The following is a 24389-nucleotide window of genomic DNA, read 5'->3' as shown; positions in this document are numbered from 1 at the left end:
CGTGAATGCTCACACCAACCACGGCCAATCGCGGCTATCAGCTTCCGGATCCGGAAAATGAACTCGACACAGACGTCCAGCGGCTGATCTCAGCGCTGCAGGCGATCGACGGGGACGTGGCGTCGCTCCTGATCTCCGTGTCGCAGGCGGCGCTTGTTTCGCACGGTCACGTCATTGGTGACGTGACCGGGCTTCAGGCGGCGCTCGAAGGCAAGGCTGCGGCCGGTCACACGCACGCGATCAACGACCTGACGGATGTCGACATCACCGGCGCGCCGGCCGGTCGGCCGCTCACGACGCAGGTCGGCGGCGGGGTCGGGATCGGGCCGGATTGGTCGGCGGCGATCGCGGGTAAGCTCGACGCTGCGGGTCCGACGATCGTGAGCGGCTATTTGGACATTAAGCCATACAACGGATCCTACGACGACGGCAGTCAACTGCAGTCCTACTACAATGGCAATGGCCGATCCTGGCGGGTGTACGGTAAGAGCAGCACTGGTGCCGTTGTCCCCATCGACCTCGATCTGACGGGGGGTGTTCAGTTTACTGGCGATATTCTCGGCGAAGTATCGTCGAAGGGCGTGATCGGGCGCGCGGGCTTGGCCGGCCATTATGCTTCGTCGAAGGTTCAAGGGATTTGGTCGATCGGCGACCAATACCGGATCGATGAGACGGCCAACAACTTCGGCGATCACTTCGGCTTGGTCTACGCCTACCATGCGGCCGGCAGCGGCGTGGAGAACCGCCTGCCGATCGCGAATTGGGGCCATCAGATCCTGCTTACCAGCGATGGTATCCCGTTCATTGGGTTCAGCCTGACTTACGGTCACGGCTGGTTTGCCGGTCAGGTTGGGGTCGGCAAGCTTCCGGGGGCGGGAAACCAGGTCGACGTCGCAGGCAATGTAAATGCGGACAGTTTCACGGTCGGCGGCCAGCCGCTTCCGACCGGGGCGCAGATCGCCGCGCTAGAGAGCGCGATGATGAAGCCGCTCACCAATGTCGCGGTTGTCCCTGCATCTGGTACGTGGGTGGTGCCTGCCGGGGTGACTCGTGTGTTTGCCGTCGTCATCGGCGGAGGTGGTGGCGGTGCGCCCCCTAACACCTATTTTTCCGGATCAGCAGGAGCGGCTGTAGTGGGCCATCTCACTGTCACACCGGGGGCATCTATGCCCGTCACGGTGGGCGCTGGCAATTCGGGTGGGCAGAACAACTACAACTTCGCCGGATCGTCCTCGTTTGGCCCAATCACCGCCAGTGGCGGGCGAAATGCATCCTCAGGAGCCAGCGGACCACCTCCCACCCAAGCGGACTGCGCCGGTGGGCGTTTTGTGGGGAGCGGTGCTTACGTTGATTTTTATGCCGCGATAACCCCCTTCACCGCCGATGTTGAGAAGTGGGTGGGGCAAGGCGGCGTGTCTGTGAACATAGGGCATTCACCCATCGCCTATGACATCAACGGGGCCTACCTTCCCGGCGCGGGTGGCAAAAGCGGTCCGTCGTGGTCCACCGGCGGTGTCGGTGGCGCAGTCTTCATCTTCTACTGAGGGTTACTATGAGGCACGCACTTCTTCGAGACGGCGAGGTGATCAACATGATCATGATCGACCAGCCCGCGGACTTCCCGGTCGCTGTGGGGGATGTGCTTATCCCGGAAACGGATTTTCCTACGGATACACAGATCGGCTCACAGCGCAGCCCAGAGGGTTCGTGGTCGCATCCCGCGCCCGCACCCCCGCCTACGACCGCCGATCTCAACGCGCACCTCTCGGCGATCCGCCGCACCCATGAGACCGGCGGCGTGTCCGTCACGATCGGGCCGGACGTGATCGAGGTCGCGACCGACCACGAGGGAAAGACAAACCTCCTTGGTGCGCGCGTCGCGGCTCAAGAGGTTCCCGGCTTCACCACGGACTGGTCGGCGATCAACGGCATTTTCCCGCTGGATGCCGCCGGCATCATCGCTCTGTCGGATGCAGTCCTGGCACACATCAATGGCGCGTTCGTCGCACAGGCGGCGGTAATCGCCGACATCGACGCGGGCACTCTCACGACGCCCGCCGAAGTCGAGGCGGCATTCGCGGCGGCGGTCGCAGCGGCATAAGCCGCGTTGCCCGAACGCCCGTTTCATGGCAGCGTGAAGGGCGTTCGAAAGCCCTTTGAGGCTTGCTGCTGACACTGTCAGGGGCGCGAGGTTCCATCCCCGAAACGTAGGTTTGCACTGACCCCGAACACGAGGATCAGCGCATGCCCACGGCCCCCTTCAATCATGGCACTCGCGTTCTGCGGCTTGGCGAAAGCCCGCGCCCGATCGCCGTTTCCGATGTGTCGACGCTCGGCGCGCTCGTCACCGCGCCCGATGCCGACAACACGGCGTTTCCCCTCGACGAGCCCGTTCACCTCTACACGCATGAGACGGAGAAAATCGCCCTCCTTGGCGCGACGGGAACCGCGCTCGATGTGATCAACGCGGTGAAGGCGCAAGGGATCGAAGGCTCCATCGTCATGGTGCGGGTTGCCGAAGGCGTCGATCCCGACGCGACGCGGGCAAACATGGTCGGCGCGGCCGCGTCGCAGACCGGAGCCCATGCGCTCACCTATGCGCTCGGGCATGTCGGCGTTGAGCCGGATCTCCTGATCGCACCGGGATATGCGGCCGGGCAGATCGCCAGCGCCAAGAACCCGGTCGCCGATGCGCTGGAACAGGTCGCCAAGAAGCTGCAGGCGATCGCCATCCTCGACACCGGCGGACCCGACCGCGACGCAAGCCTTGCCTATCGCGCCGACTTCTCCGACCGCTTCGCCTATCTGGTCGATCCGATGGTGAAGGTCGCGTCCGGCGCAAATCTCGTCGTGAAGCCAGCCGCGCCCTTCGCCGCCGGGCTGTTCATCAAGCGCGACAAGGAAAAGGGCGGGCCGTACTGGTCGCCCTCCAACCAGGAGTGCGGCGGTATCCTCGGGATCGCCCGGCCGGTCTCCTACTACGACGGCGAGATCGACCACGAGGCGAACCTCTTAAACGAAAACGGCATCGCCACCTTCATTCCCGCGCGGCTGTCGCAGGGCGCCGGCGGCACGTTTGCCGCGAACGGCCGCATCCTGTGGGGCAACCGCACGACCTCCACCGATCCGCTCTGGCAGTTCGTCAATGTGGTGCGCACGCGGGCGCTGATCGAGAAGACCATCGCGCGCTCCTTCCGCTGGGCAAACGACCAGAACCTGAGCCCGCAGCTCGTCATCGCGATCATGCGAAGCCTGGACCAGTTCCTCGACGAGCTGAAGGCGATCGGCGCGATCCTTGGCGGGTCCGTCTATTGGGATCGGGACACCAACACCAATGCCTTGCTTCGCTCCGGCAAGCTGCGCATCGAGTTCGATGCCGAAGAGGCTCCGCCGCTTGAGGATCTCACCTTCGGCTCACGCCGCAACGAGGTCTATTTCAACCTGCTCGCGGACGAGATCAATCGTCGCATCGCCGTTTCGTTCGAACGCGTCGGCGAGGCTGCGTAAGCGCGACACTCAGAGGAGCTTTCCATGTCCCTTCCCATCCTGCGCGGCTTCACCCTGGTCGTGGACGACGACCAGAACCTTGTGCTCGAGATCGAGAGCCTGCAACTACCGCCGCTCGAGGAGATCACCGAGGACTTCCAGCCTGGCGGCAGCGACCTTCAGATCCAAGTGGCGGGCCTCGGCGTGAAGGCGCTTGAGTCTCCCTTCAAACTCAAGTCGCACTCGCCCGGGGTCACCGGGCTGTTCGGCGGACCGCCGGGTGTCCGCCGCACCTTCACCGGCAAGAAATTCGTAGTGGACGAACTCGACGGCACAGAACACGAGCATGCCATCGACATGACCGGCCGGTTGATTTCCATCGCCGAGGAAGAGATGAGCGGCGGCAAGGCCAGCGGGTATGACCACAAGATCGGGTCGATCCTGAACTACTCCTATATGGCCGACGGCAAGGTGCTGCACCGGTTCAACTTCCAAAGCGGCGGCTGGATGGTGCGCAATGGCGTGCCCGTCAACGAAGGTCGCCGCCGCGTTCTCTTCTCCTGACCCGTCAAACCCGGAGCCCTCCCGTGAGCGATCCCGTGACCGAACCCAAGCGCCAGATCTCCATTCCCCTGGACTTTCCCGTCGACGAAAAGACGAAGGACGGGGACCGCACGCATTCCTCGCTCACCATGAAGCGGCCCCGAACCAAGCATGTGAAGAAGCTGGTGGCGCTTCTCGGTGCGGACTTTCCGGCGAAGCTCCTGGGCGCGTCCGGCAACGGAGGCGCGGCGGACAAGGCGGCCGCCGAGGCGCTGGCGCTCCTGACCGACCCGGAGCGGCTGGACGGATTGACCGGGATCCTCGCCGACATGTGCGGCGTGTCGCCGGCGGTGATCGACGACCTTGATCCCATCGATCTCTTCGCCGTCGGACGGGCGACGCTCGATTTTTTTCCCGCGCTCATGAGTGCGTTCGAGTTGCCGAGTTCATGAGCGACCTGGCGGCGGTCCATCACTGGCCGCCGTCCGAACTCGAAGCCCTCGACTGGTGGGAGTTGCTGGCGTACCGCCGCGATCTCCCGCGCGTCCTGAAACTCACCGGCCGGATCATCTAGGAGGCGCGCATGTCCGGCATGAATGTCTCGCTTCTGATCCAGTTCCTGACCAAGGGCGCGGACAAGGTCCGCAACGAGGTCGGCGGCATCCGGAAGCAGTTTCAGGAGCTGCGCACGGGGTTCTCAGGAGCGATCCGGCAAGGCTTTTCTGAGAGCAACATCGACACCGCGCTCAACAACGCCGAACAGCTGTTGACGCGGGCCCGCGGTCGGCTGATGGACGCGGTCGGCATGGCCGTCGCGCTCGGTGCGCCGGTGCGCGCGGCGATGCAGTTCGAAGAGGCCTTCGCCGACCTTGAAAAGGTCCTGGATGCGCCGGCGCGCAAGCTCGGCGAGATCCGCCAGGGTCTGATCGGCATGAGCCGCGAGATCGCGCTGTCGTCGACCGGCCTCACGACGATCATGGCCTCGGCCGCGCAGGCAGGTATCCCGACGCAAGAACTGGAGCGCTTCACCAAGGCCACGGCGCGCGCGGCCGTCGCCTTCGACATGACGGCTGGCGAGATCGGCACCCGCTTCGCCAAACTGCGCAACGTCTACAAGCTCAACCAGAACCAGCTCGAGCTCTACGCCGACAGCGCAAACCACCTGTCGAACAACATGGCCGCGACGGCGGCCGAGATTACCAACTTCGCCAATCGCGCCGCCGGCGCGCAGCGAACCCTAAGGCTGACGGCCGTCGAAATGAACGCCGTCGGCGCGGCGATGGTCGCGGCCGGCATCATGCCGGAGACCGCCGCGCGCGGTCTTTCAGCGCTTGCCAACCGACTTGCGCAGGGATCGAACAAGGCGAAATCCGCGCTCAAGACGGCAGGTCTGTCCTATCGCGGCTTCATGGCATCTCTGGAAGACGATGCGCCGGCGGCCCTTTCCGACCTGTTCGACCGGTTGTCGAAATCGCCGGACGGCATGAAGGCTCTGATCGACCTGGTCGGCCAGGACTTTTCCGACGATTTTTCCAAGTTGCTGAACAATCCGGATCTCTTGCGCCAGGCGTTCGAACTGGTGGGCAACGAGGCCGACTATGCAGGGTCGGCGCTGGAAGAGTACGAGAAACGCGCGGAGACGACGCAAAACAAGCTGGAGCTTCTGCGCAACCGACTTGCCGCGCTTGCCATCGTGCTCGGTGATCAGCTTCTGGAACCGCTCGGCCATGCGGTCGAAGGTCTCGGCGGTCTGATCGACAGGGTGTCCGCCTTTGCGGAACGCCAACCGGAACTGACCGAGGCCATCGTCCAGGGCACGGGCGCGTTGCTTGCCTTCGGTATTGCCTCGCGGCTTGTTGGCTATGCGCATGCCCTGATCGCCGGGCCTCTGATCAAACTGATCAGCCTGTTCTGGCGGTTCAGCGAAAGCGGCCGGAACGTCTCAATGCTTGCCCGCTCACTGCGGGGCTTGCGCAGCGCGGGACGCGGGTTCGGCTGGTTGGCCGCGCAGGCGGGGCTCTTCCTGGCATCCTTTGGTCCGAACAGGGTGAAATCGGCGCTTGCCGGTCTGCGTATGCTTTCGACCTTCGGAAAGGGCGCGGCGATCGGCGCGGTCTTCGCCGGCTTAAAGACCGCTGCCACCACCGCACTTGCGGCAATCTCGGCGGCCGCATGGCCCGTGACGGCCGCGATCGCAGCGCTGGCAGCTGCTGCCTTTTTCGTCTGGAAGTATTGGGAACGACTGTCGACTGCCGTCTCCGGCTTTTTCCAGGGGCTTGGCGAGGCCTTCGCGCCGGAAATCGAGGCGGTCAAAGCCGCCTGGAACGGCTTTGTCGACAGCGTCGCCGCGCGCGCTCGCGAGATGGCCGAGGCGATCGGGATCAACGTCGATCGGGTCGCGGAATATTTCGCCCGGATGTTCGATTTCTCCGGCCTCATTGAAGGGCTCTCAAAGGCCAAACAGGCGGTCGCCGACTTCTTTGGCTCGCTCTTCACGCAAGAGAACTTGAGCGCAGGAGACGCGGCCGGGATCGAGGCCGCCGGCAAGCGGATCGGCGAGCGCCTCGGTAATGCGATCAAGGCCACGCTGCGCGCCTTCGTCGGGTTCGGAACCGCGATCGTCGACGCGATCCTGGAAGGGCTTCAAGGGTCGTGGCAGCGGCTGTCGACCTGGGTTCAGGCGCAGGTGGATGCGCTTAAGGCGATGCTGAAGTTTGACTGGCCGTTCGGTGGAGGCGGTGAAGAGACCCAAAGCGACGTAGCCGCAATTCGAGAAAAGAACGGCTTGGCAGCCGGTGCTTCTGTTTCTCCATTCCCATCCCCTCCGCCCGAGCCAATCCCACCACTCCAAAACTATCTCGACAGCCTGCCGCCGGCGAAGGTCGAACAGGAGATCTCCGCCTCCGTCACCGACAAGCGCCCGCCGCAGGTCAATGTCACGGTCAACCAGTCGATCTCCGGCGTCGTCGATCCGGTCGCGGCCGGACGTGCCGCGAATGCCGGTATCGAGGCCGCCGTGCGCCGGGGACGGACCGGCGCGCTGCACGATGGAACGGAGTAGACCATGGCCGTGCCGCTTCTCGCCCTCGGGCCGCATGTCTTCGAGATCCTGCCGCTCAATTTCCAGTCGATCGAGCGCGAGACCGAGGCGCGCTGGCCGGCAGTCGAGCGCTTCGGCCGGGCGCCCGGGCGCCAGTTCACCGGGGTCGGCGAGAACCCCGTGACGATCACCGGGCTTCTCTATCCGGAAGAGTTCGGTGGCCGCGACGAGTTCGAGGCAATCCGGGCAACGCAAATGGCGGCAACGCCCGTGATGATGGTCGGCTGGACCGCCGAGACCGCCGGCCGGGTGTTCGGCCGCGTGGTCATCCAGCGCGTGTTCGACACGCAATCGATCATCTCGCGCGCCGGACAGGGCCGGAAGCTGGAGTTTTCCATTGAGGTTGCCCCGCATGCCGGCGACGGCGCACCGGGAGGGCTGTTCAGATGACCGTGCTTCCTGCCGAGACGGTGCGTGTCACCAAGCCCGACGCGACGCTCGATCTGATCGCCTTCGAAAACGCGGCGTTGCGGCTCGGCGATACGGCACGCGCATCCCGGCTTGCCGGCTATGTCGAGGCGATCCTGGAAGCCAATCCGGAGCTGGTCGCGACCGGGCCTTTGCTGCCCCTGGGAGCGACAGTGCACCTGCCCGAATGGCGGATCGTGGAGGACAAGCAATCCGTGAGGCTGTGGGACTGATGCGCGACAAGCCCTTCATTGAAGTGACGGTCGGCGGCAAGCCGGTTAACGCGGTTTTCTATGAGCGGTTGAGCACTGCAACGATCCGCGATGAGGTCGGCCAGGATGCGGATACGGTGGAGCTTGTGTTCGACGATGCCCGCAATGAAGTGGCAGCTCCCGCACCCGGCGCGCTGATCGCCGTATCCTTCGGGTTCCGGGGCGTCGGCTCCTGGAAGATGGGTCTCTACACGGTCGAGGGCCTTGCGTTCGAGGGCGGGCCGGACGGGGAGCGGCTGACGATCTCCGGGCGATCGGCCGACATGCGCTCCGATCTCAAGGAACCCGTCTCCGAGCATTTCGACGATAGAACCGTCGGGGACCTTGTCCAGGAGCTTGCCGGCCGGCATGGGCTACAGGCGGTCGTCAGTCCCGCGCTCGCCAACGAGAGGCTCCCCTATATCGCCCGGCTCGACCAGTCGACGCTGGATTTCGGCACCCGGATCGCCGACCGTTTCGGCGCGCTCTTCGCCGTCAAGGACGGAAAGATGCTGCTGGTCAAACGCGGCTCCGGGTCGGCCTCCGGCTTGACCCTGCCGGCACTCACCATCGCCAAGTCGGATTGCCGCGACTGGAGCTTCGATGTCGACCCGCGTCCCGAATACGGGTCGACCTCGGCCAAATGGTACGACCGCGCAACCGGCAAGACCGAGATCGAGACCGAACAGACCGGCATGCAAGGCCCCGAGCGCCGTTTGCGCCATGCCCTGCCGACACAGGCCGAGGCCAAGGCTGCGGCGAAGTCCGAAGGCGAGCGGCTGTCGCGCGCGACGGGATCGGGCAGCGTGACGCTTGCCGGCCTGCCCGAAGCCCAGGCGGAGACCGATGCGCAGCTCATAGGCTTCCGCCCCGAAATCAACGGGCGCTGGCGGGTGGCGAGCGTGGAACACAGCTTCGCCGACACCTACACAACGACCATTGAACTGGAAGTCCCGGAGGGCGGGAAGAAAGGAGGCCAGGAGTAGGAAAAACGCCCTGTGAGGAGCGGGGAGCCCGGAATGCGACTTCCGGACCGTGGGGCCTAACGCCAATCAGATCCCCACACGCTGCAAGTCTACCTCAACAGCGACCCCGCCGCTTCTGCTGACCGGAACGATCGGCAGCGGGGTTGGTTCTATGTGAGGTACAACGTGGAGTCCATCCGATGCGCGAGCTGCCGTCGTCTCTTGATGAAAGCGGCACCGCGCGCGATATCTGACACGATCGAAATCAAGTGCCCGCGATGCGGCACGATCAATGCCTTGAGGCCTGTCGAGCCCCAACCCGAGCGCCAGGAGCGCAAAAACGGGATTAATGCTCAAAATGGCCGGAACTTCTAAGAAGCATCCTCACGACTATGACGTTTGCTCAACCCCACCGATGGCGACCATCCGGGTTGGGCCGCATGTGTTCAAACTGGATAGGGACAGGTTCGAGAAATGGGAGAAGGAGCTGGCGGCCGAGGTCGGGTTCGCGCGTGAAGACATGGTGGCGGAAGTCAAGCGGAGGCTCGGCCTGTGATGGAACTCGTCTCCCCCGAAACCGTCGTCGCAGACCCGAACAATCCCCGCAAAACAGACCCTGCAAGGCTGGAACTGGTCCGGCTCTCGTTGGAGAAGTTTGGCTTCCTGCTTCCCCTCTACGCGACCAAGGCCGGTGTGATTCTCTCAGGGCATCAGCGCGCCGTCGCTGCTCGTCAACTTGGGTGGCAACTGCCGGTCGTCTTTCGTCAGAAAGACGAGCGCGACGCCCACGGTGTGAACCTCACATTCAATCGGGCCACAAACGACTTTCGGCTGACGGACACGGATCACAGCAGGCTTCCGATCGAGGACCTCTTCTTTCGGCTTCAGGACCTGCCCGACGCGCCCGATCCGTATCCCTGTTTGACGATGGAGCAATGGAGTGTCGGGGAGCTGCTCTCGCGCAATGTGGACAGGTTCGAACGCTACGCCGCCAATGCGGCCCGGCAGCTCGCGGCCTACAATGTCCAAATGCCGATTGTCATCACACCGGGTGGCGATGTCTTGAACGGAATTGGCCGACTACAGGAAGCCTCGGCGCGTCGGCAGGACATGATCGACTGCGTTGTGCTCAAGCCCGATCAGGACGCCGAACTGGCGCGGTTCACGCTGAACAAACTCAGCATGGACTTCAGCTTCTCCGATGGGTTCAAGGATGTCCTGCGCAACAATGCCTTTCGGCGCGCGCGCCAGCGTCGCCGATCGCTTGGAAGCGGCTACCTGTTTGCGTTCGGCGTCAAGCGCTGCCGCGACTTCTCCATTGGGAAACACCGCAAGGAGTTGAGAGCGCTGTACGGCGAGCGCCTGCTCGACTTTGGAGCCGGCCAGGGCGATGAAGCCCGAATACTTCGAAAGATTGGCGTGAAGGTCACGACCTTTGAACCCTATCGGGCGTCGGGGAAGAAGCCGACGGTCACGGCAGGCCGTCGATCAGCCTTCCGCTTTTTGAAAGCTGTCTCGCAGCAATTGCCATTCTCGTCGGTGATGCTCTCCAGCGTCTTGAACAGCGTTCCGTTTGAGACCGACCGGGCGCACGTCGTGACGATCTGCGCGGCCCTTTGCTCACCGGACACGACCTTGTTCGCCGCCGCGCGATCTCGCAAGGATCCGAATTGGAAGGAATGCTCGACCGGGATCGGCTTGGGCGAAACCTCTTCGCGCAGTGCCCGTTTTGTGTTGAGCGACGAACCGGGGCTTGCCGTCTCCGAACTGAACGCTGATCCCAAGATCCAGAAGTACTTTCAGCCGTCTGAGTTTGAAGCGCTCTTCGAGAGGCACTTCGGCGCGGTGACGATCGGCGAACACATCAACAACGTGACTGCGGTCTGCCAACACCCGCATCCTGTCAATCCGGCTCGGCTCCGCAAGGCTTTGGAGTTCGAGTTTGATCTTCCCTATGCGGACGGCCGCATGGGGCTGGTTGAAGAGGCGCTTGCCGCATTCAGCAAGCGGTTGGGAGTTGCGCTATGACGGATTGGACGTTTCGGGGGTTTGAAGGGGCTTTTGATGCGCACGTCCGTGAGCAACTGCCCTGGTACGAACTGGCATCGGATGCGGCGGCTCTGATCGCGAGGCACTACATCCCGAAAGGTGGGCTTGTCTACGATATCGGATGTTCCACCGGGAATGTCGGCCGAGCGCTGGCTGGTGTCTTGGAGGAACGGCATGCGCAGCTCATTGCCCTTGATGAGTGCCCCGACATGGTTCGGGCCTATCAGGCTCCGGGAACCGCGATCTGTGCAGATGCGGCAACGTTCGACTATCAGCCTTTCGACGTTGCGATCCTGTTTCTCACCCTCATGTTTCTGCCGGTCTCACAACGATTGAAGTTGCTCGCCCATCTCAGGGCGAGCCTTAAACCAGGTGGGTGCATCATCGTCTTCGACAAGAGCGTGACCGCGCCAGGCTACGAGGGCACGGTGCTCGCCCGGCTCACCTGGCACAACAAGCTGCAGTCGGGCGCAACCCCGCATGACGTGGCCGAAAAAGAGATGAAGCTGATTGGCGTTCAAAGGCCGATCGACCGCCGGGAAATAGATCCAGCGATCGAGGTGTTCCGCTTCGCCGACTTTGGCGGGTGGATCATCACGCCCGAGATCAACCCGTGTCCTCCCGCCTAGATCAAACTCTTGGACGGGAGGATCTTGCGACAGAGTCAGTGGTCGTGAGAGGATCTCTTGATTGACAGGCTGTACAGTCCCGACATTGCGCAAGGACCGACGAGACCATGATTTGCCGATCGATAATTGCAGCAGCCACCGGCTTGGTTCTGAGCGCATCGAGCCTGTTCGCCATGCCCGACGCCACCACCATGAAACGGCTGGAGACGGTCGCGTTCTATCTGGGGGCGGCGGATCATTGCCGGATCGATATCGATACCGATCGCCTGGAAGCCTACTTCATCAAATACGACGCACTGGAGCCTGTGACATGGGGCGCGATTGAACGGGCTGTGTCACAGGGGGCATTCATCCGCCATCAACCGGGCAGCTCTCACTGCGGACTTGCCGAGCGGATCATGAGGGCAGAAGGGATCATCGATTGAAGTTGGTTTGAGCGGCCTTCAAATAGCGCTTCCCGACCCGAAATCGGTTGCCATTTGATCTTGCGCGCAGTGCCATTTGTTTTTGCGCGCTACATCCAGGTCCGGCAGTCCCCGATATTGCCTCGATGATGCTGTGTAGACTTCCGCGGGCGTCTTCATGGCGAGCGCTTCATGGGGCCGTTCGTCATTGAACTCCCTCACGAAAGCATCGAATTTGGCCTGCTGCTGCAGGCTGTTCATGCCGGGAGGCCGCGTGGCCTCCTTCTTGAGGGTCAGATGCATGCGCTCGTGACGGCCGTTCTGCTGGGGATGACCTGGCTTGATGCGCTCGATCCCGATGCCCAGGCGCAGCCACCACACCGAGAGTTTCGACAGATTGTAGAGCCCGTTCGGCGAGGCGAACGGCAAGCCGTTGTCCGTCCGGATCGCACAGGGCAATCCGCGCTCTTTGAACAGGGCGAGAAAGGCGTCCAGGACCGGCCTTTCCTTCGTTGAGTCAAAGGCCTCGCAGCTCAGAAGATAGCGGGACGCATGATCGGTGACCGTCAAAGGGTAACAGTAGAGCCGGTTGCCCAGCTTGAATTCGCCCTTGAAATCCGCGGCCCAAAGATCGTTTGGGGCAAGACCGGCCGAAAGAGGCGTGCCTGCAGCCTTGTTGGCGCGCCGCCTCTTGCGGGCTCTGCTGACAAGGCCGTGCCGGTCCAGAACCGCATGCACCGTGCTTTGCGCCGGAATGCGCACATCGCCGGCCAGCTTGCGCACGAGCACCTCCCGGATCTTGCGCGCACCCCAATGGGGCTTGTCCTGCCGCGTGGCGACGATCAGGCGCTCAACCTGCTCCGGCAGCTGGTTGGCGTAGCGCACCGGACGGCGGGTCCGGTCGCACAAGGCGTCCATCCCGTCCCGCCGATAACGGTTCCAGATCTTGTAGCCGGTCTTGCGGGAAATACCGAAATCGCGACACACCCCACTCATGCCTTCTCCATCAAGAAGACGCGCGACGAAACGAAGACGTTCCTCCACTTTGGACACCTCTTGCCACGGCATCGACACCTCCCGAAAAAGCGGAAAGTGTTACCTATGTGTCCGGAACGTTCTGTCACCTATCTCTCAGGTCGGGCATTTTTCCAGCCTCGCGACGTCGACACCAGCGCCCCCGAGACAGGGGCGGCGCGCAAGGTCGAATGGGTCCGGCGTCAGGCATGTTCCGCGATGACCGTGAGGAAGGCCGGGCCGTAGCGCTCCAGCTTCGCCTTGCCGACACCGGGCACGGTCGCCATTTCCGCGGTTGAGGCCGGCTTCGTGGTCGCGAGTTCGACAAGCGTCCTGTCGTGAAAGATCACATAGGGCGGCACGTTCTGCGCCCGGGCAAGCTCCGTGCGCGTGTGCCTCAGGGCTTCGAACAACAGGCGATCCGTGTCGGAAATGGCGGCGCGAAGCGCGTCGGACACCGCCGCGCGGCGGCGAGCCTTGGGCGGCGGCGGCACGCGCAGCATCAAGGTCGGCTTCTCGCGCAGGAACTCGCGCCCCTGAGGCGCGATCGACAGACCGCCGTGACCGGCAAGATCGACATTGACGAGACGCAACGCGATCAGCTGGCGCAGGATCGCCCGCCATGTCGCCTTGTCGTGCTCGGTCCCGATGCCGTAGGTGGAGATGCTGTCGTGGCCGAACTGGGCGATGCGCTCGTTCTCGACGCCGAGCAGGACATCGACGACATAGGCCTGCCCGAAGCGTTCGCCGGTCCGGTAGATGCAGGATAGCACCTTCTGTGCGGCGATCGTGCCGTCGAAGAGTTCCGGCGGTTCCTCGCAGGTATCGCAATTGCCGCAGGGCGCGCAAGTGTCGCCGAAATAGGACAACAGCGCCTGCCGACGGCAGCCCGCCGTCTCGGCCAGCCCCAGCAGCGCGTCGAGCTTCTGCCGCTCCATGCGTTTGCGGGTGTCGGGCGCATCCGACTCCTCGATGAACCGGCTGCGCAGCGCGATATCGTCGGACCCGTAGAGCATCAGCGTGTCGGACGGCAGGCCGTCGCGTCCGGCCCGGCCCGTCTCCTGATAGAAGGCCTCGATGCTTCCCGGCAGGTCGAGATGGGCGACGAAGCGCACGTCGGGCTTGTCGATCCCCATGCCGAAGGCGATGGTGGCGACCATGATCACCGCCTCGCCGTGCTGGAACCGCGCCTGATTGGCCTCGCGCACCGCCTTGTCCATGCCGGCGTGATAGGCGAGCGCCTCATGGCCCTGGTCGCACAGCCAGGCCGCGGTTTCCTCGGTCTTGCGTTTCGACAGGCAGTAGACGATGCCGCTCTCGTTCGCATGGCGCTTCAGGAAGTCCTTGAGCTGCGCGCGCGGATTGTCCTTTTCCTTGATCGCATAGCGGATGTTGGGACGGTCGAAACCGGCGATAAAGGCGTCGGTGCCGGCGATGTCGAGATGGGCGAGGATTTCCGCGCGCGTCGGCTCGTCGGCGGTTGCCGTCAGCGCCATGCGCGGCGTGCCGGGAAACCGCCGGACCAGCGCGTCGAGCTGGCGGTAGGAGGGGCGGAAGTCGTGCCCCCATTGCGACAGGCAATGAGCCTCGTCGATGGCGATCACCGACAGATGCGTGCGTTCGAGCTGGTTCAGGACCTCGGGGCGCAAGACCGTTTCGGGCGCCGCGTACAAAAGGTCCACTGCACCGGCATGGATGTCGCGCCACAGCGCGCCGCGCTCCTCGGCCGGCAAGTCGGAATTGAGCGCAGCCGCCCGCACGCCCGCCTGCCGCAGCGCCGCGACCTGGTCCGCCATCAGCGCCAGAAGCGGCGACACGACGAGGCCCATGCCGGGCCTGGCAAGCGCCGGGATCTGGTAGCAGAGCGACTTGCCGCCGCCGGTCGGCATCAGCACGAAGGCGTTCCGGCCGCCTGCGACATGGTCGACGATAGCGGCCTGCAGCCCGCGGAAGGAGTCGTAACCGTAAACGGATCTGAGGATTTCGAGGGTGTTGGCGGTCATCGTCTTCAGCATGGAGGAATCAGTCTGCGCCCTTCATAGCAGCTTTGGACGCGGATGAGCGATGCCTGCCCCGGTCCCGGTCACGACCGGGTCAGCGGTGCGCGTCAAGGCGCATGATTCGTTGTCGCTTCGCCCCTCCCCGCCAGCCGGCCTCACGGCGGGCCGAGGAACTCCAGCGTGGCGGTGATCGCGGCTTCCGTGGTGGCCGGGTCGAACTCCAGCGGGCTCAGGAAGGATTTTTCCCGGACATCGAAGCCGTGCGTCACGCCCTTGTAGAGAGTGACGGCGACATCGGCCTTTTCCGCCAGAAGCCGCCCCGCCACCGTCAGACAGGACCGCTCGCCGGCGATGGCATCGCCCTCCACCAGCAGGAACCGATAGGACAATTCCGACGGCAACGGCGCCGAGGCGCCGAGGCTCGCCGGGCCGCAATAGGGATAATAGAGAACGGTGCCCCGGATCCCGGCCAGCGGGTCGGCGGCGATTTCCTCCGGCCATTCGGTCAAGAGCGGCGGCAGCGTGCCGGCGCGGGCCATGGCGAGATAATCAAGCGTTGTCCAGCCGCCGTGGGAGACGCCGATCAGGACGACGCGGGACGCATCGATCTCCGGGCGGTCGCGCAAGCTGGCGAGCGTCACGGCGATATCGGCGGCGCGCTCCGTGCCGTTCAGCAGCTGCCCGGCACAGACCAGCCGCCAGAGCTGTGCCTCGTCGAGACCGCGCGGCCCGTGGCTGTCGACGAGGACGGAGGCCCAGCCCGCGTCCGCCAGCTCCACGGCCAGCCGGTCGAGGTTGGTGCGCGGGCCGTCGCAGCCCGACAGCAGCAACGCGACCGGATGCGGCCCTTCGCCTTCAGGCAGCGTCCAGCGCATGGCGGGAGCGATCAGCGCGGCGATCTCTTGCGGCGTCTGCGGATTGGCCGTCCAGCCGAGACGCCCGCGAAAGCCGTTCACCGCAAGTGCCGCCGCGATCAGCACGACGACAATACCGCCCCCGATCAGCCAGCGCCTCATGCCCGGGTCCGGTCAGTCATTGTCGCATCCGTTCTGGAAGCCGTTGTCGCAATGGGCCTTGAGCCGGTCCGTGTCGGCCGCCGTCCAGCCCTCCGGCGCGCTCACCTGGACCCACGGGTCGATATAGTCGCGCGCATAATAGGCGTGGCCGTGCCCCGGAGGGGCGCCGAAGGACAGCGCCATGTCGAGCGCAAGCTGGAATTGCGTGACGACGGGCATGAAGGTCATATGCGCCGAGGCATCCGGCGCCGGCGGATCCGACATCCACGGCGGCGCGCGCCACAGCGACGCCGGCTCGTAGAAGACGATGGGATCGCTGGAATACTGCAGGAAGACGATGCGCATGCCGCCCCAGGGCGCGCCGCTCGAGGCATCCTCGAAATGATTGGCATAGCGGATGAAGGAACCGTCGCCGATTTGCGGCAGCACCCAGGGGCTGCCCTCGACCCGCGCGTTCTGGACATAGCGCCAGAAGGCGGAAGGAAACGGCGGTCCGGCCCAGAAGGCGCCATCGATCGGATCGTTGACCAGGCGGAAGAGGTTGGTCGCATGCATCGACGACCAGGCGCCGAGGCTCAGACCGTGGACATAGAGCCGGGGCCGGTCGTCGGGCGGCAGGGTCTGCCAATGGCGGTGGACGGTCTCCAGCAGCGCCGTCGCCTGGTCGAGGCCGGTGTCGGTTTCCAGGATCAGCGCCAGCGGCGATTGCAGGTAGGAGTATTGCACGGCCACCGTGGCGATGTCGCCGCCATGCATGTATTCCAGCGGATCGTGGCTGCCGGGGTCGAGCCAGCCGGTGCCGGTCGGGCTTGCGACCACCAGCACCTTGCGCTCGAAGGCGTTCCGCCGCTTGAGTTCGGCGAGCGCGAGTTCGGCACGCTCCTTGGCGGTTTCGCCGTTGGCGCGGCCCACATAGACACGGATGGGGTCGAGCGCCGGCGCGCCGGTGAAGGCGGCAATGGCCTCCGCGTCCGGCCCGTCGAGAACGTAGTTGCGGCCGGGCGTTCCCAGACCGCCCCAGTCGATCAGCGAATTGGCGCCGCCGGTCAGATCCGGGTTTTCGGGCGGCGGCGGTGCGGTGTCGAACAGCTTCTGCGCGGTCTCGTAGCTTGCATCGAGCCGGGTCACGACCTGATCGTAGACCCCGTCCCGCGTGACGACGAAGAGGACCAGCCCCACGACGACGAGGGCCAGCACATTGGCGCGGCGTTCCGGCATGACCTTCAACAGGCGGGCGCGCACGAGGCGCACCAGCCAGTCGACGAAGGCGCCGGCAACAAAACAGGCAGAGAAGGTCGCGACCGCCGCAAGCGTCAAGGGGATCAGGTCCAGACCGTCGGCGAGCGGCATGCCCATCTTGGCGCGCAGGTCATTCTGCCAGGTCAGGTTCGACAGCAGCGTCCAGCCGCACAGCGCCAGCGTGCCAAGGCCGATACCCGCGAGCAGCCAGCGTTTCGCCGCGCCATGCGGCTCCGGCATATCGGCAAACCGCCAGATCAGCCGCAACACCCACCAGCAGAGATACCCCAGCGCCATCACCAGCCCGCCGAGGATGCCCTGCACCAGCGCCCCGCGCGGAATGAGCGAGGGCGTGAGAGAGACCGCGAAAAAAACAAGACCGAGCACCAGCCCGGCCAGCGAAATCTCTTTCAACCGTATCACGACGCGCGCTCCTGTTCTGGCGGGGTCCCGGCTCATTGTGTCAGTTGACCGCGCCGGATGCACGGCGTGTTCCGCACTACCGGCGAGATGCAAGCCGCCATCAACAGGTTCGTCGCCGAGAAAAACGCCGCCCCGCAGTCCTTCACCAGACGCAGCACCCCCGACATTGTGGCCACCCCGCGCTTGCGCGGGTCTGGCGCCAGGACTTGCGGAGCGAGCGGCGCCGTCAGGCGTACTGACAGATGCGGGGCATCTTACCTCGCCCCCATTGCACCCTCATTTGCGATCCCGCATCCGGTCGCCGTGTTCATCGCAAGACAGATTGTGCGCCCATGACTTGGACCATGCGCCCATTGGTCTGAGCAGCTCAAACAACTCGGCACCGGCCACGGTCAGTCGATAGCCCTTGTCTCCCCGTTCCATCAGCCCGCTCGACGTCAGCTCCTTGATGCGTCGGTTCAAAACGGTCGGCGACACTTGCTCGCAGCTTTCCTGGAGCTGCCGAAACGTCAGGGGGCCGCCCGAAAGTTGCCAGATCACGCCAAGCGCCCAGCTGCGTCCGAGCAAGTCGAACAACGCCATGATCGGCTTGCCGGATCTTGACCCTCGCACGGGTCCGCCGGGCACAGGGATACGTGAGGCCATGCCATTCTCCCTTGCTACATTTTCCGTAGCATTTTATTGCTACTTATAATGTAGCGTTTGAACGAGGCACTGTCATGCTGGTACTTCCGGCCCTCGCGGCCATGACCGCATCCTTGGGATGGGCGGGAGGCATTGTTCTGGCGCAATGGCCTGTTCGCCAGCTGGGTACGTTTGAATTCACAAGGATCCAGCTCGTCGCCTGTTCGGCAATCCTTGCAGGCCTTTGCACGGGCCTCGACCTCTGGCCGACGGTTGCCTGGGAATACTGGCCCTCTTTCGCGGCAAGTATCGGTATCGGTGTCATTCTGGGCAATCTTGCCATGATCGAATGCCTGCGTCGGGGAGGACCAAGGCGCACGGAACTCTTGCTGTCGCTGAAGGCGCCTCTGGTCGGGGTCATGGCATTCGTCTGGCTGAACGAAACACCGACGGGCACAGATCTTTTCGGCGCGGCCGTCGCGCTATGCGGCGTTGTGCTTGCCATTTTCCACGGGAGCAACAAGCATTCCGAGAGCGATGCTTCGACTGGCGCCATGGCGACCATTGTTCTCCTGGGTCTCGCGGCCTCGGGCTTTCAGGGCTTCGGTTTTCTCGTGATGAAGCCAGCAATGCTTGCGGGAACCGACCCTTTGGCCGCGTCCGCGATCCGCCTGTCGGGAGCGGCCGTTATCGTCTCCCTTGTCGCACTCTGGCCGCACCAGGCGTTCAAACCGCAAAGCACGGTCACGCCCTATCTGCTAGGCCGGACAATCTTGCCGGGTTTCATTGGATATGTGGTGTCCTCAACGCTGCTGCTCTATGCATTCGCAACATTTGACGCCGGCATTTCCGCCGTTTTGGGCTCCTTGGCGCCTGTCCTTGTCCTTCCCATCCTGTGGTTGAAAGAGGGTGTTCTTCCGCGACCTCAGGCAATCGCCGGCGCCTTGATGACCGTGGCGGGAACAGCGCTCATCGTGGCTTTGTAAATGCACGCCCGTTCCCACTGACTGGACCGCCCCGTGTTGCCTTCGCCCCGGCGATCCCGTAAGACCCGGCTGTCGCGCGGCGCGCCGGCGGACGATTGCCGGAGCGCACAGTGGCCCGACCCACACCACCGTTGAGAGACATTCATGGTCCGCACGGCTGTCATCCTGGGTGCCGGCAGGGGAACGCGGTTGCGTCCCATCACCGACACCGTCCCGAAGATCCTGGTGCCCGTACGCGGCGTCCCGCTGTGCGACCGCATCGTCGACAGCCTGATCGCGGCCGGGATCGAGCGGATCGTCTTCGTCGTCGGCTATCTGTCGGAGCGCATCGTCGCGCATTACGGCCGCCATCCGCACAGCGCGAAATTCGAGTATATCGAGCAGGTCACGCTGGACGGCACCGGCGGCGCGGTGCGGCTGGCGCTTCCCGCGATCGAGGAGGATTTCCTGGTGGTCTTCGGCGACAGCCTTTTTGCCCGCGATGCGGTCGCCGCCGTCGTCGACAGTCCGGCCCGCACCGTTATCGGCGTCGTCGAGGTGCCGGACCCGGAACGCTACGGCATCGTTACCACCGACGCGGACGGCACCATTGTCGGCATCGAGGAAAAGCCGGAGCGGCCGGCCTCCAACCTTGCGATCGCCGGGATCTACAAGTTCTCCGTCGACGCGAAGCGCTATTTCGCCGATCTGCCGCTGTCCCCCCGCGGCGAATACGAGATGCCCGATGCGATCCGCATGATGATGGACGACGGCATTCCGGTTGCGGCCGTGACATTCGACGGCATGTATGACGTCGGCACGCTCGCCCAGATCGAAGAGCTGGAAGCGATGGACGACGCGGCCTTCGCCGAAACCTTCGGATAGACGCACGCGGCCATGCGGATTGCGGCCGTCACGCCGCCATGCCGAGGCGGCGGGCCCAGGCGGCAATCGAGCGCTTGTAGCCCTCGGGCATGGTCAGCCCCGGCACCTCGTCGAGCGCGAACAGCCCGACCGCCTTGTGTTCGGGACTGTGGGTGACCCTCGCCCCGCTCAGCACCGGACAGCCGAAGGTCACGATATAGACGATGACGCCGTCGCGGATCGTGTAGACCCAGTTGTCGAGAAGCTCGGCCGTCGTCGCCTCGACCCCCAGTTCCTCCTCGATCTCGCGCACGACACAGCTCTCCGGCTCCTCGCCGGGTTCAAGCTTGCCTCCGGGCAATTCCCATTCGTCGCGCTCGTTCTTGAGCAGGACGACCTTGTCGTCGACAAACAGGACGCCCTTGACCGATACGGGAAACCGGTAGGACACATTGTCGTCGACGAGATTGTCCCGGGTCAAACCTGTCTCTCCATCCCGCGAGCCTTTCCTGCGCGCCACTGTCGCCCGGCCGGCGTCAGCCGGCCGCTCCGGCCTGCCTTTGGTCGCGCAGCGCCGACACGCCCTGCCAGGGAAATCCGCCCATCGGGACACCGTCGGCACGCTCCGATGCGACGTCGGCCAGGATCCGGATGACTTCGCGCGGCCCGTCAAACCGTGTGCGGCCATGCAGCCACCAGTGATTGTCGACTATATAGCCCTGTCCCCGCTTCAGGTGGAGCTGAACCGTCATCGCATCGACCAGACCCAGCAAGGCCGTTGCCTCCGCAAGCACGTTGGCGTTGAAAAACATGCCGTCGTCCTGGCGAAACCGGACATGGACGCGTCCGTCGCAAAGTTCGAACACCGATCCCGCCCGGGTATGTCCCGGTGTGCCGAAAATCGCGGAGCCCGGTGTCAGCAGACGTTCGAACATCCCCGGGTGCAGTTGCAGGGCGCGGGCAAGCACGGCGCGCATGTCGACCAGCAAGGCCTCGCCGCCACGGGCGGCAGGCGTCGCGCAGACATTCAGGAGCAGATCGGGCGGGAACTCCATCGCACTCGCATCCGTGTGCGGCGGCAGGTGTTCCCGGCTGAAGCCCAGTTGCCCGGCCCGCAGGTCGGTGCCCGGTCTCGGGGCGATCGTCGTCGCACCATCCGCGTCCGAATGCGGATGAGGGCGGACCCGGCCAAGCGCCGCGCCAAGACAGGACAGCTCTTCCCTCAGATTGTCGCCACGAAGAGAAAAAGTGACGATCCCGAACGTCGAGATGGTCCGAAACACATCCTCGGGATCCCGGGACAGAATATCGCCCATATGGTGCGCTTCGAATACACCCCGGCCCATTTCGATCCTCCAGCTGTCTCCAAATTCCTTTTCACCAAGACTGAGAAGAGCCCGGAACGCTGACACAGCCGGGCCAGGATCGTGACCGTTTCCGAAATATGATCTCGACCAAGGCGAAATCGTAACAAAATGCAATTCTCCGTTGCAAACACATTCTCGCGCCGCCGCACTTTTGCCGCAGGGGATGCCTGGTCCGGCCGCGCCATTCGCCCCCCCCCCGCACCGGCGATGCTCGCAGGTTCGAGCAGGCGCAAGCAGCGGCAGGCGATGGCCGACGCGGCCTTCATACACATCCGCCATCTTCCAGGACTGCCCCGGCTTCCGGTCAGGCAGGCTTCCGGTCAGATGTTGATCTGAGTCAGCGTGGTCCGCTCCGGGGCTGCTACAGTTGATTGGTCGCCCGCAGCGGGCGTGCGCCCGATAAGACACAGCAGGGATTGCGGTCATGCAGATTCAGATCAACACGGACGAGAACATCGACGGTGGGGATGACCTCACGGCCCGCGTCTCCTCCGAAATCCACACCCGCCTTGACCGCTACAGCCAGCACATCACCCGGATTGAAGTGCATTTGAGCGATGAAGACGGCAACAAGTCCGGCGCGCCCGCAAAGCGGTGCCTCATCGAAGCCCGCCTGGAGGGCCGCCAACCGGAGGCCGTCAGCGAACAGGCCGCGACACTTGAAAGCGCCTATTCGGGCGCTGCCAAGAAGCTGCAGCGGGCGCTGGAGACGACCCTTGGAAAGCGCAATCACGTCAAGGGCGGGGAAACCATCCGCATCGGCGATCAATAGACGCCATGTTCCGGGGCCGCCTGTTGCAAGGCAACGAGACCAACCCGGCCGAGAGGAACGAGACGGTGGCCGACAAACACACCGGGAAACCGGAGGAAACGCCCCTCGGGCCTGGCGCGAGAGCGACGTCGCCGGCGTCTTTGGCGAAGGCTGAGCGAACGAAGTGCGCGCGCCCCTAGCCTCGATCCGCGGTCGTCGGCAGATCGACAGCGGCCTCCAGACCACCCTTGCGGCCCGGCGCCGGCGAGGCGAGCGAGAGCACGCAGTCCGCGCGCTCGGCGATGGTGCGCACGATGGCCAGTCCCAGACCGCTGCCCTCGCCGGACCCGTCGGCGCGTTCAAAGCGCCCCGTCAGCCGGGCCAGCGTTTCGGGTGCGATCACAACGCCGTCGTTGGTGACGCCAAGGCGCCCGGCCGGTGACAGCGTGACGGAAACCGGCGTCTCGCGCGCGCCGTGTTTCAGGGCATTCTCGATCAGGTTGCGGGCCAGGATGGCGAAGGCGTCCGGGTCCATGTCGGACAGGACGTCCGCCTGCGGAAGCTCAAGCGCCACACGGCCTCTCCCCTCGGCGCGCCCGACATCCTCCGCGATCATCCTGAGGATCGGCCGCAGGTCCGCCGGGTGGCCGGTGCGCAGTCGGCCGCCTTCGGCGCGCGCCAGCTGCATCAGCTTTTCCGACAGACGCGTCAGGCGTTTCAGCGTGGCCTCGATCTCCGCGGCCCGGCGGGCGGCGTCGGGATCGCTCGTTTCGCTTTGCAGCCTTTGCGCCTGGGCCAGCGCGCCGGCCACCGGCGTGCGCAATTCATGGGCGGCATTGGCGGCAAAGCTCCGCTCCGCCTCGAAGGCGGCGGCAAGCCGCGCAAGCAACTGATTGACCGCGCCCGCGATCGGCGCGACCTCGCCGGGCAGGTCGTGAGCGGGCACCGGCGAGAGGTCCGCCGCGCCCCGGGTGGCCACCGCGTCGCGCAGCCGGCGAAGCGGGCGGAAGCCGAGCCGGACCGCCAGCAGGATCACCGCCACGGAGAGCGGAATGACCAGCAGCAGCGGCAGGGCAAGCGCCATGCGCATCTCGCGCGCCACCTCGGCGCGATGATCAAGCGGTTCGGCGACCGCGATGGTGATCGTCTCCTGCAGCGCCGCGTCGAAATAGAAGCGATGCGTTGCCGTCTGGCGGAACCCGACGCCGTCGAAGGCCGGAAACAGTCCCGGATCGGCGGCATGAGAGGTCAGCAGGGGGCGCCCTTGCGCGTCGCGCACGACGTAGGTGAAGAACTCGTCATGCGCCCGCAGGGTCGCGAGTTCCTGGGTCAGCCCCTCTTCCTCGCGGGCGACGATGTCCATCACGGCGAGCGGGAGGATGCGTTGCGCCGTCTCCTGAAGCGCGCTGTCGAAGACCTCGTTCATCTCGTGGCGCAGGATCGTCGCCGTCACCGTGGCCGCCGCCATCCACAACAGGGTGACCCCCAGGCTGATCGCCAGCGCAAGCCGCAGCTGGATCGAGCGCGGCCACCTCATGGCGCGCCCAGGCGATATCCCAGCCCCCGTTCGGTGGTGATCGCGCCGCGGCCGAGCTTCTTGCGCAGGCGGCTGACATGCACCTCGATGGTGTTGCTCTCGATCTCCGTGTCGAAGGAATAGAGCCGCTCTTCCAGTTGCGCCTTGGAGAGCAACTGGCCGGGGCGCTGGACGAAGGCCTCGAACAGCACCCATTCGCGCGCCGTCAGCGCCACCGGCTTGCCGTCCTTGCGCACACTGCGGGCGGCGAGATCGATTTCCAGCGGCCCCAGCGTGACGACCGGATTGGGATTGCCGGAATAGCGCCGCGCGACGGAGCCGATACGGGCGGAAAGCTCCGCGAGATCGAAGGGTTTGACCAGATAGTCGTCGGCGCCGGCGTTCAGCCCCTCGATGCGGTCGCTGACCTGGTCGAGCGCGGTGAGGATGATCACCGGGGTGACATCACCGCGACCGCGCAGCTCCTTCAAGAAGGGAATGCCGCGCCCGTCCGGCAGCATCAGGTCGAGCAGCACCAGATCGTAGGCGGCAACGGCGATGGCATCGCGGGCGGCATCGAGCCGCCTGACCCAGTCAAGCGAGTGGCCGTCGGCGGCGATCTGGTCGTGCACGGCGGCACCGAGCACGTCATCGTCTTCAATCAGCAATACGCGCATGATGGCTCGCCGTTGGTGGATCCTTGCATCTATCTCGCCTTTCGGCCTTACCGCAAGCTGAAGCCCGCCGGGCGCCCGCTTCAGGTCCGCGTCAGATT

The 24389-nt window shown here is 64.7% G+C and carries 26 protein-coding genes; 17 read left to right on the top strand and 9 right to left on the bottom strand.

The window, feature by feature from the left end:
• The first annotated feature begins 5 nt into the window (after positions 1–5).
• From LC092_RS10860 to LC092_RS10795, 14 genes are all read left to right on the top strand, one after another.
• Positions 6–1544, top strand: coding sequence for a hypothetical protein (locus LC092_RS10860; RefSeq protein ID WP_224806546.1), 1539 nt, complete (start codon positions 6–8; stop codon positions 1542–1544).
• 47 nt (positions 1545–1591) lie between these two features.
• On the top strand, positions 1592–2101 hold the full coding sequence (locus tag LC092_RS10855) for a DUF4376 domain-containing protein (RefSeq protein WP_224806545.1): 510 nt from the start codon (positions 1592–1594) through the stop codon (positions 2099–2101).
• A 143-nt stretch (positions 2102–2244) separates the two neighbouring features.
• Positions 2245–3507 carry a phage tail sheath C-terminal domain-containing protein gene (locus tag LC092_RS10850; protein ID WP_224806544.1) on the top strand — a complete coding sequence of 421 codons (1263 nt, stop codon included), beginning with the start codon at positions 2245–2247 and terminating at the stop codon, positions 3505–3507.
• A 24-nt stretch (positions 3508–3531) separates the two neighbouring features.
• Positions 3532–4050 (top strand): phage major tail tube protein, encoded by a 519-nt coding sequence (locus tag LC092_RS10845; RefSeq protein WP_224806543.1) that lies wholly within the window; start codon positions 3532–3534, stop codon positions 4048–4050.
• 23 nt (positions 4051–4073) lie between these two features.
• Complete coding sequence (locus tag LC092_RS10840; protein WP_224806542.1) at positions 4074–4481, top strand: phage tail assembly protein; 408 nt, start codon at positions 4074–4076, stop codon at positions 4479–4481.
• Positions 4478–4603, top strand: a complete 126-nt coding sequence (locus tag LC092_RS10835; protein WP_224806541.1) for a GpE family phage tail protein — start codon at positions 4478–4480, stop codon at positions 4601–4603. Before LC092_RS10840 ends, LC092_RS10835 begins: the two co-directional genes overlap by 4 nt.
• Positions 4604–4612: 9 nt before the next feature.
• Positions 4613–7090 (top strand): phage tail tape measure protein, encoded by a 2478-nt coding sequence (locus LC092_RS10830; protein WP_224806540.1) that lies wholly within the window; start codon positions 4613–4615, stop codon positions 7088–7090.
• A 3-nt stretch (positions 7091–7093) separates the two neighbouring features.
• The gene (locus tag LC092_RS10825) at positions 7094–7519 is read left to right on the top strand and encodes a phage tail protein (RefSeq protein WP_224806539.1); all 426 of its coding nucleotides are present in this window, start codon (positions 7094–7096) and stop codon (positions 7517–7519) included.
• Positions 7516–7770, top strand: a complete 255-nt coding sequence (locus tag LC092_RS10820; RefSeq protein ID WP_224806538.1) for a tail protein X — start codon at positions 7516–7518, stop codon at positions 7768–7770. Before LC092_RS10825 ends, LC092_RS10820 begins: the two co-directional genes overlap by 4 nt.
• Positions 7770–8774 carry a phage late control D family protein gene (locus LC092_RS10815; protein ID WP_224806537.1) on the top strand — a complete coding sequence of 335 codons (1005 nt, stop codon included), beginning with the start codon at positions 7770–7772 and terminating at the stop codon, positions 8772–8774. The genes LC092_RS10820 and LC092_RS10815 overlap by 1 nt, the downstream gene beginning before the upstream one ends.
• Positions 8775–8927: 153 nt before the next feature.
• Positions 8928–9128 (top strand): Com family DNA-binding transcriptional regulator, encoded by a 201-nt coding sequence (locus tag LC092_RS21355; protein ID WP_412103569.1) that lies wholly within the window; start codon positions 8928–8930, stop codon positions 9126–9128.
• A 180-nt stretch (positions 9129–9308) separates the two neighbouring features.
• Positions 9309–10781, top strand: coding sequence for a ParB N-terminal domain-containing protein (locus tag LC092_RS10805; RefSeq protein ID WP_224806535.1), 1473 nt, complete (start codon positions 9309–9311; stop codon positions 10779–10781).
• The gene (locus LC092_RS10800) at positions 10778–11431 is read left to right on the top strand and encodes a class I SAM-dependent methyltransferase (protein WP_224806534.1); all 654 of its coding nucleotides are present in this window, start codon (positions 10778–10780) and stop codon (positions 11429–11431) included. Before LC092_RS10805 ends, LC092_RS10800 begins: the two co-directional genes overlap by 4 nt.
• Before the next feature lie 173 nt (positions 11432–11604).
• Positions 11605–11856 carry a hypothetical protein gene (locus LC092_RS10795; protein WP_224806533.1) on the top strand — a complete coding sequence of 84 codons (252 nt, stop codon included), beginning with the start codon at positions 11605–11607 and terminating at the stop codon, positions 11854–11856.
• A gap of 18 nt (positions 11857–11874) precedes the next feature.
• Here LC092_RS10795 and LC092_RS10790 read toward each other — a convergent pair whose 3' ends face one another.
• From LC092_RS10790 to LC092_RS10770, 5 genes are all read right to left on the bottom strand, one after another.
• Positions 11875–12903 carry an integrase core domain-containing protein gene (locus tag LC092_RS10790; protein WP_224806532.1) on the bottom strand — a complete coding sequence of 343 codons (1029 nt, stop codon included), beginning with the start codon at positions 12901–12903 and terminating at the stop codon, positions 11875–11877.
• A gap of 149 nt (positions 12904–13052) precedes the next feature.
• On the bottom strand, positions 13053–14852 hold the full coding sequence (recQ, locus tag LC092_RS10785; protein ID WP_224806601.1) for a DNA helicase RecQ: 1800 nt from the start codon (positions 14850–14852) through the stop codon (positions 13053–13055).
• A 152-nt stretch (positions 14853–15004) separates the two neighbouring features.
• Positions 15005–15865, bottom strand: a complete 861-nt coding sequence (locus LC092_RS10780) for a dienelactone hydrolase family protein (RefSeq protein ID WP_224806531.1) — start codon at positions 15863–15865, stop codon at positions 15005–15007.
• A 12-nt stretch (positions 15866–15877) separates the two neighbouring features.
• Positions 15878–17527, bottom strand: a complete 1650-nt coding sequence (locus LC092_RS10775; RefSeq protein ID WP_224806530.1) for an alpha/beta hydrolase — start codon at positions 17525–17527, stop codon at positions 15878–15880.
• A 276-nt stretch (positions 17528–17803) separates the two neighbouring features.
• Positions 17804–18172, bottom strand: coding sequence for a winged helix-turn-helix transcriptional regulator (locus tag LC092_RS10770; protein ID WP_224806529.1), 369 nt, complete (start codon positions 18170–18172; stop codon positions 17804–17806).
• Between the two features lie 74 nt (positions 18173–18246).
• Between LC092_RS10770 and LC092_RS10765 the strand changes: the two genes are divergently transcribed.
• Both LC092_RS10765 and LC092_RS10760 read left to right on the top strand, forming a co-directional pair.
• Complete coding sequence (locus tag LC092_RS10765; RefSeq protein ID WP_224806528.1) at positions 18247–19137, top strand: DMT family transporter; 891 nt, start codon at positions 18247–18249, stop codon at positions 19135–19137.
• 144 nt (positions 19138–19281) lie between these two features.
• Complete coding sequence (locus LC092_RS10760) at positions 19282–20001, top strand: nucleotidyltransferase family protein (protein WP_224806527.1); 720 nt, start codon at positions 19282–19284, stop codon at positions 19999–20001.
• Positions 20002–20029: 28 nt separating this feature from the next.
• On the opposite strand, the gene LC092_RS10755 is transcribed toward LC092_RS10760, so the two are convergent.
• Both LC092_RS10755 and LC092_RS10750 read right to left on the bottom strand, forming a co-directional pair.
• Complete coding sequence (locus LC092_RS10755) at positions 20030–20461, bottom strand: NUDIX hydrolase (RefSeq protein WP_224806526.1); 432 nt, start codon at positions 20459–20461, stop codon at positions 20030–20032.
• 55 nt (positions 20462–20516) lie between these two features.
• On the bottom strand, positions 20517–21626 hold the full coding sequence (locus LC092_RS10750) for a TauD/TfdA family dioxygenase (protein ID WP_224806525.1): 1110 nt from the start codon (positions 21624–21626) through the stop codon (positions 20517–20519).
• A gap of 145 nt (positions 21627–21771) precedes the next feature.
• On the opposite strand from LC092_RS10750, the gene LC092_RS10745 reads away from it, so the two are divergent.
• Positions 21772–22119: an HPF/RaiA family ribosome-associated protein gene (locus tag LC092_RS10745; RefSeq protein ID WP_224806524.1), complete on the top strand. Its 348-nt coding sequence runs from the start codon at positions 21772–21774 to the stop codon at positions 22117–22119.
• A 175-nt stretch (positions 22120–22294) separates the two neighbouring features.
• Here LC092_RS10745 and LC092_RS10740 read toward each other — a convergent pair whose 3' ends face one another.
• Positions 22295–23635 (bottom strand): ATP-binding protein, encoded by a 1341-nt coding sequence (locus LC092_RS10740; protein WP_224806523.1) that lies wholly within the window; start codon positions 23633–23635, stop codon positions 22295–22297.
• On the bottom strand, positions 23632–24291 hold the full coding sequence (locus LC092_RS10735; protein ID WP_224806522.1) for a response regulator transcription factor: 660 nt from the start codon (positions 24289–24291) through the stop codon (positions 23632–23634). Before LC092_RS10735 ends, LC092_RS10740 begins: the two co-directional genes overlap by 4 nt.
• Between the last annotated feature and the right edge of the window lie 98 nt (positions 24292–24389).

Origin of the sequence: Stappia stellulata (assembly GCF_020176715.1) — a bacterium.
GTDB lineage: Bacteria > Pseudomonadota > Alphaproteobacteria > Rhizobiales > Stappiaceae > Stappia.
The sequence above is the reverse complement of the archived record's forward strand: the minus strand, read 5'-3'. Positions and strand labels throughout refer to the sequence as shown.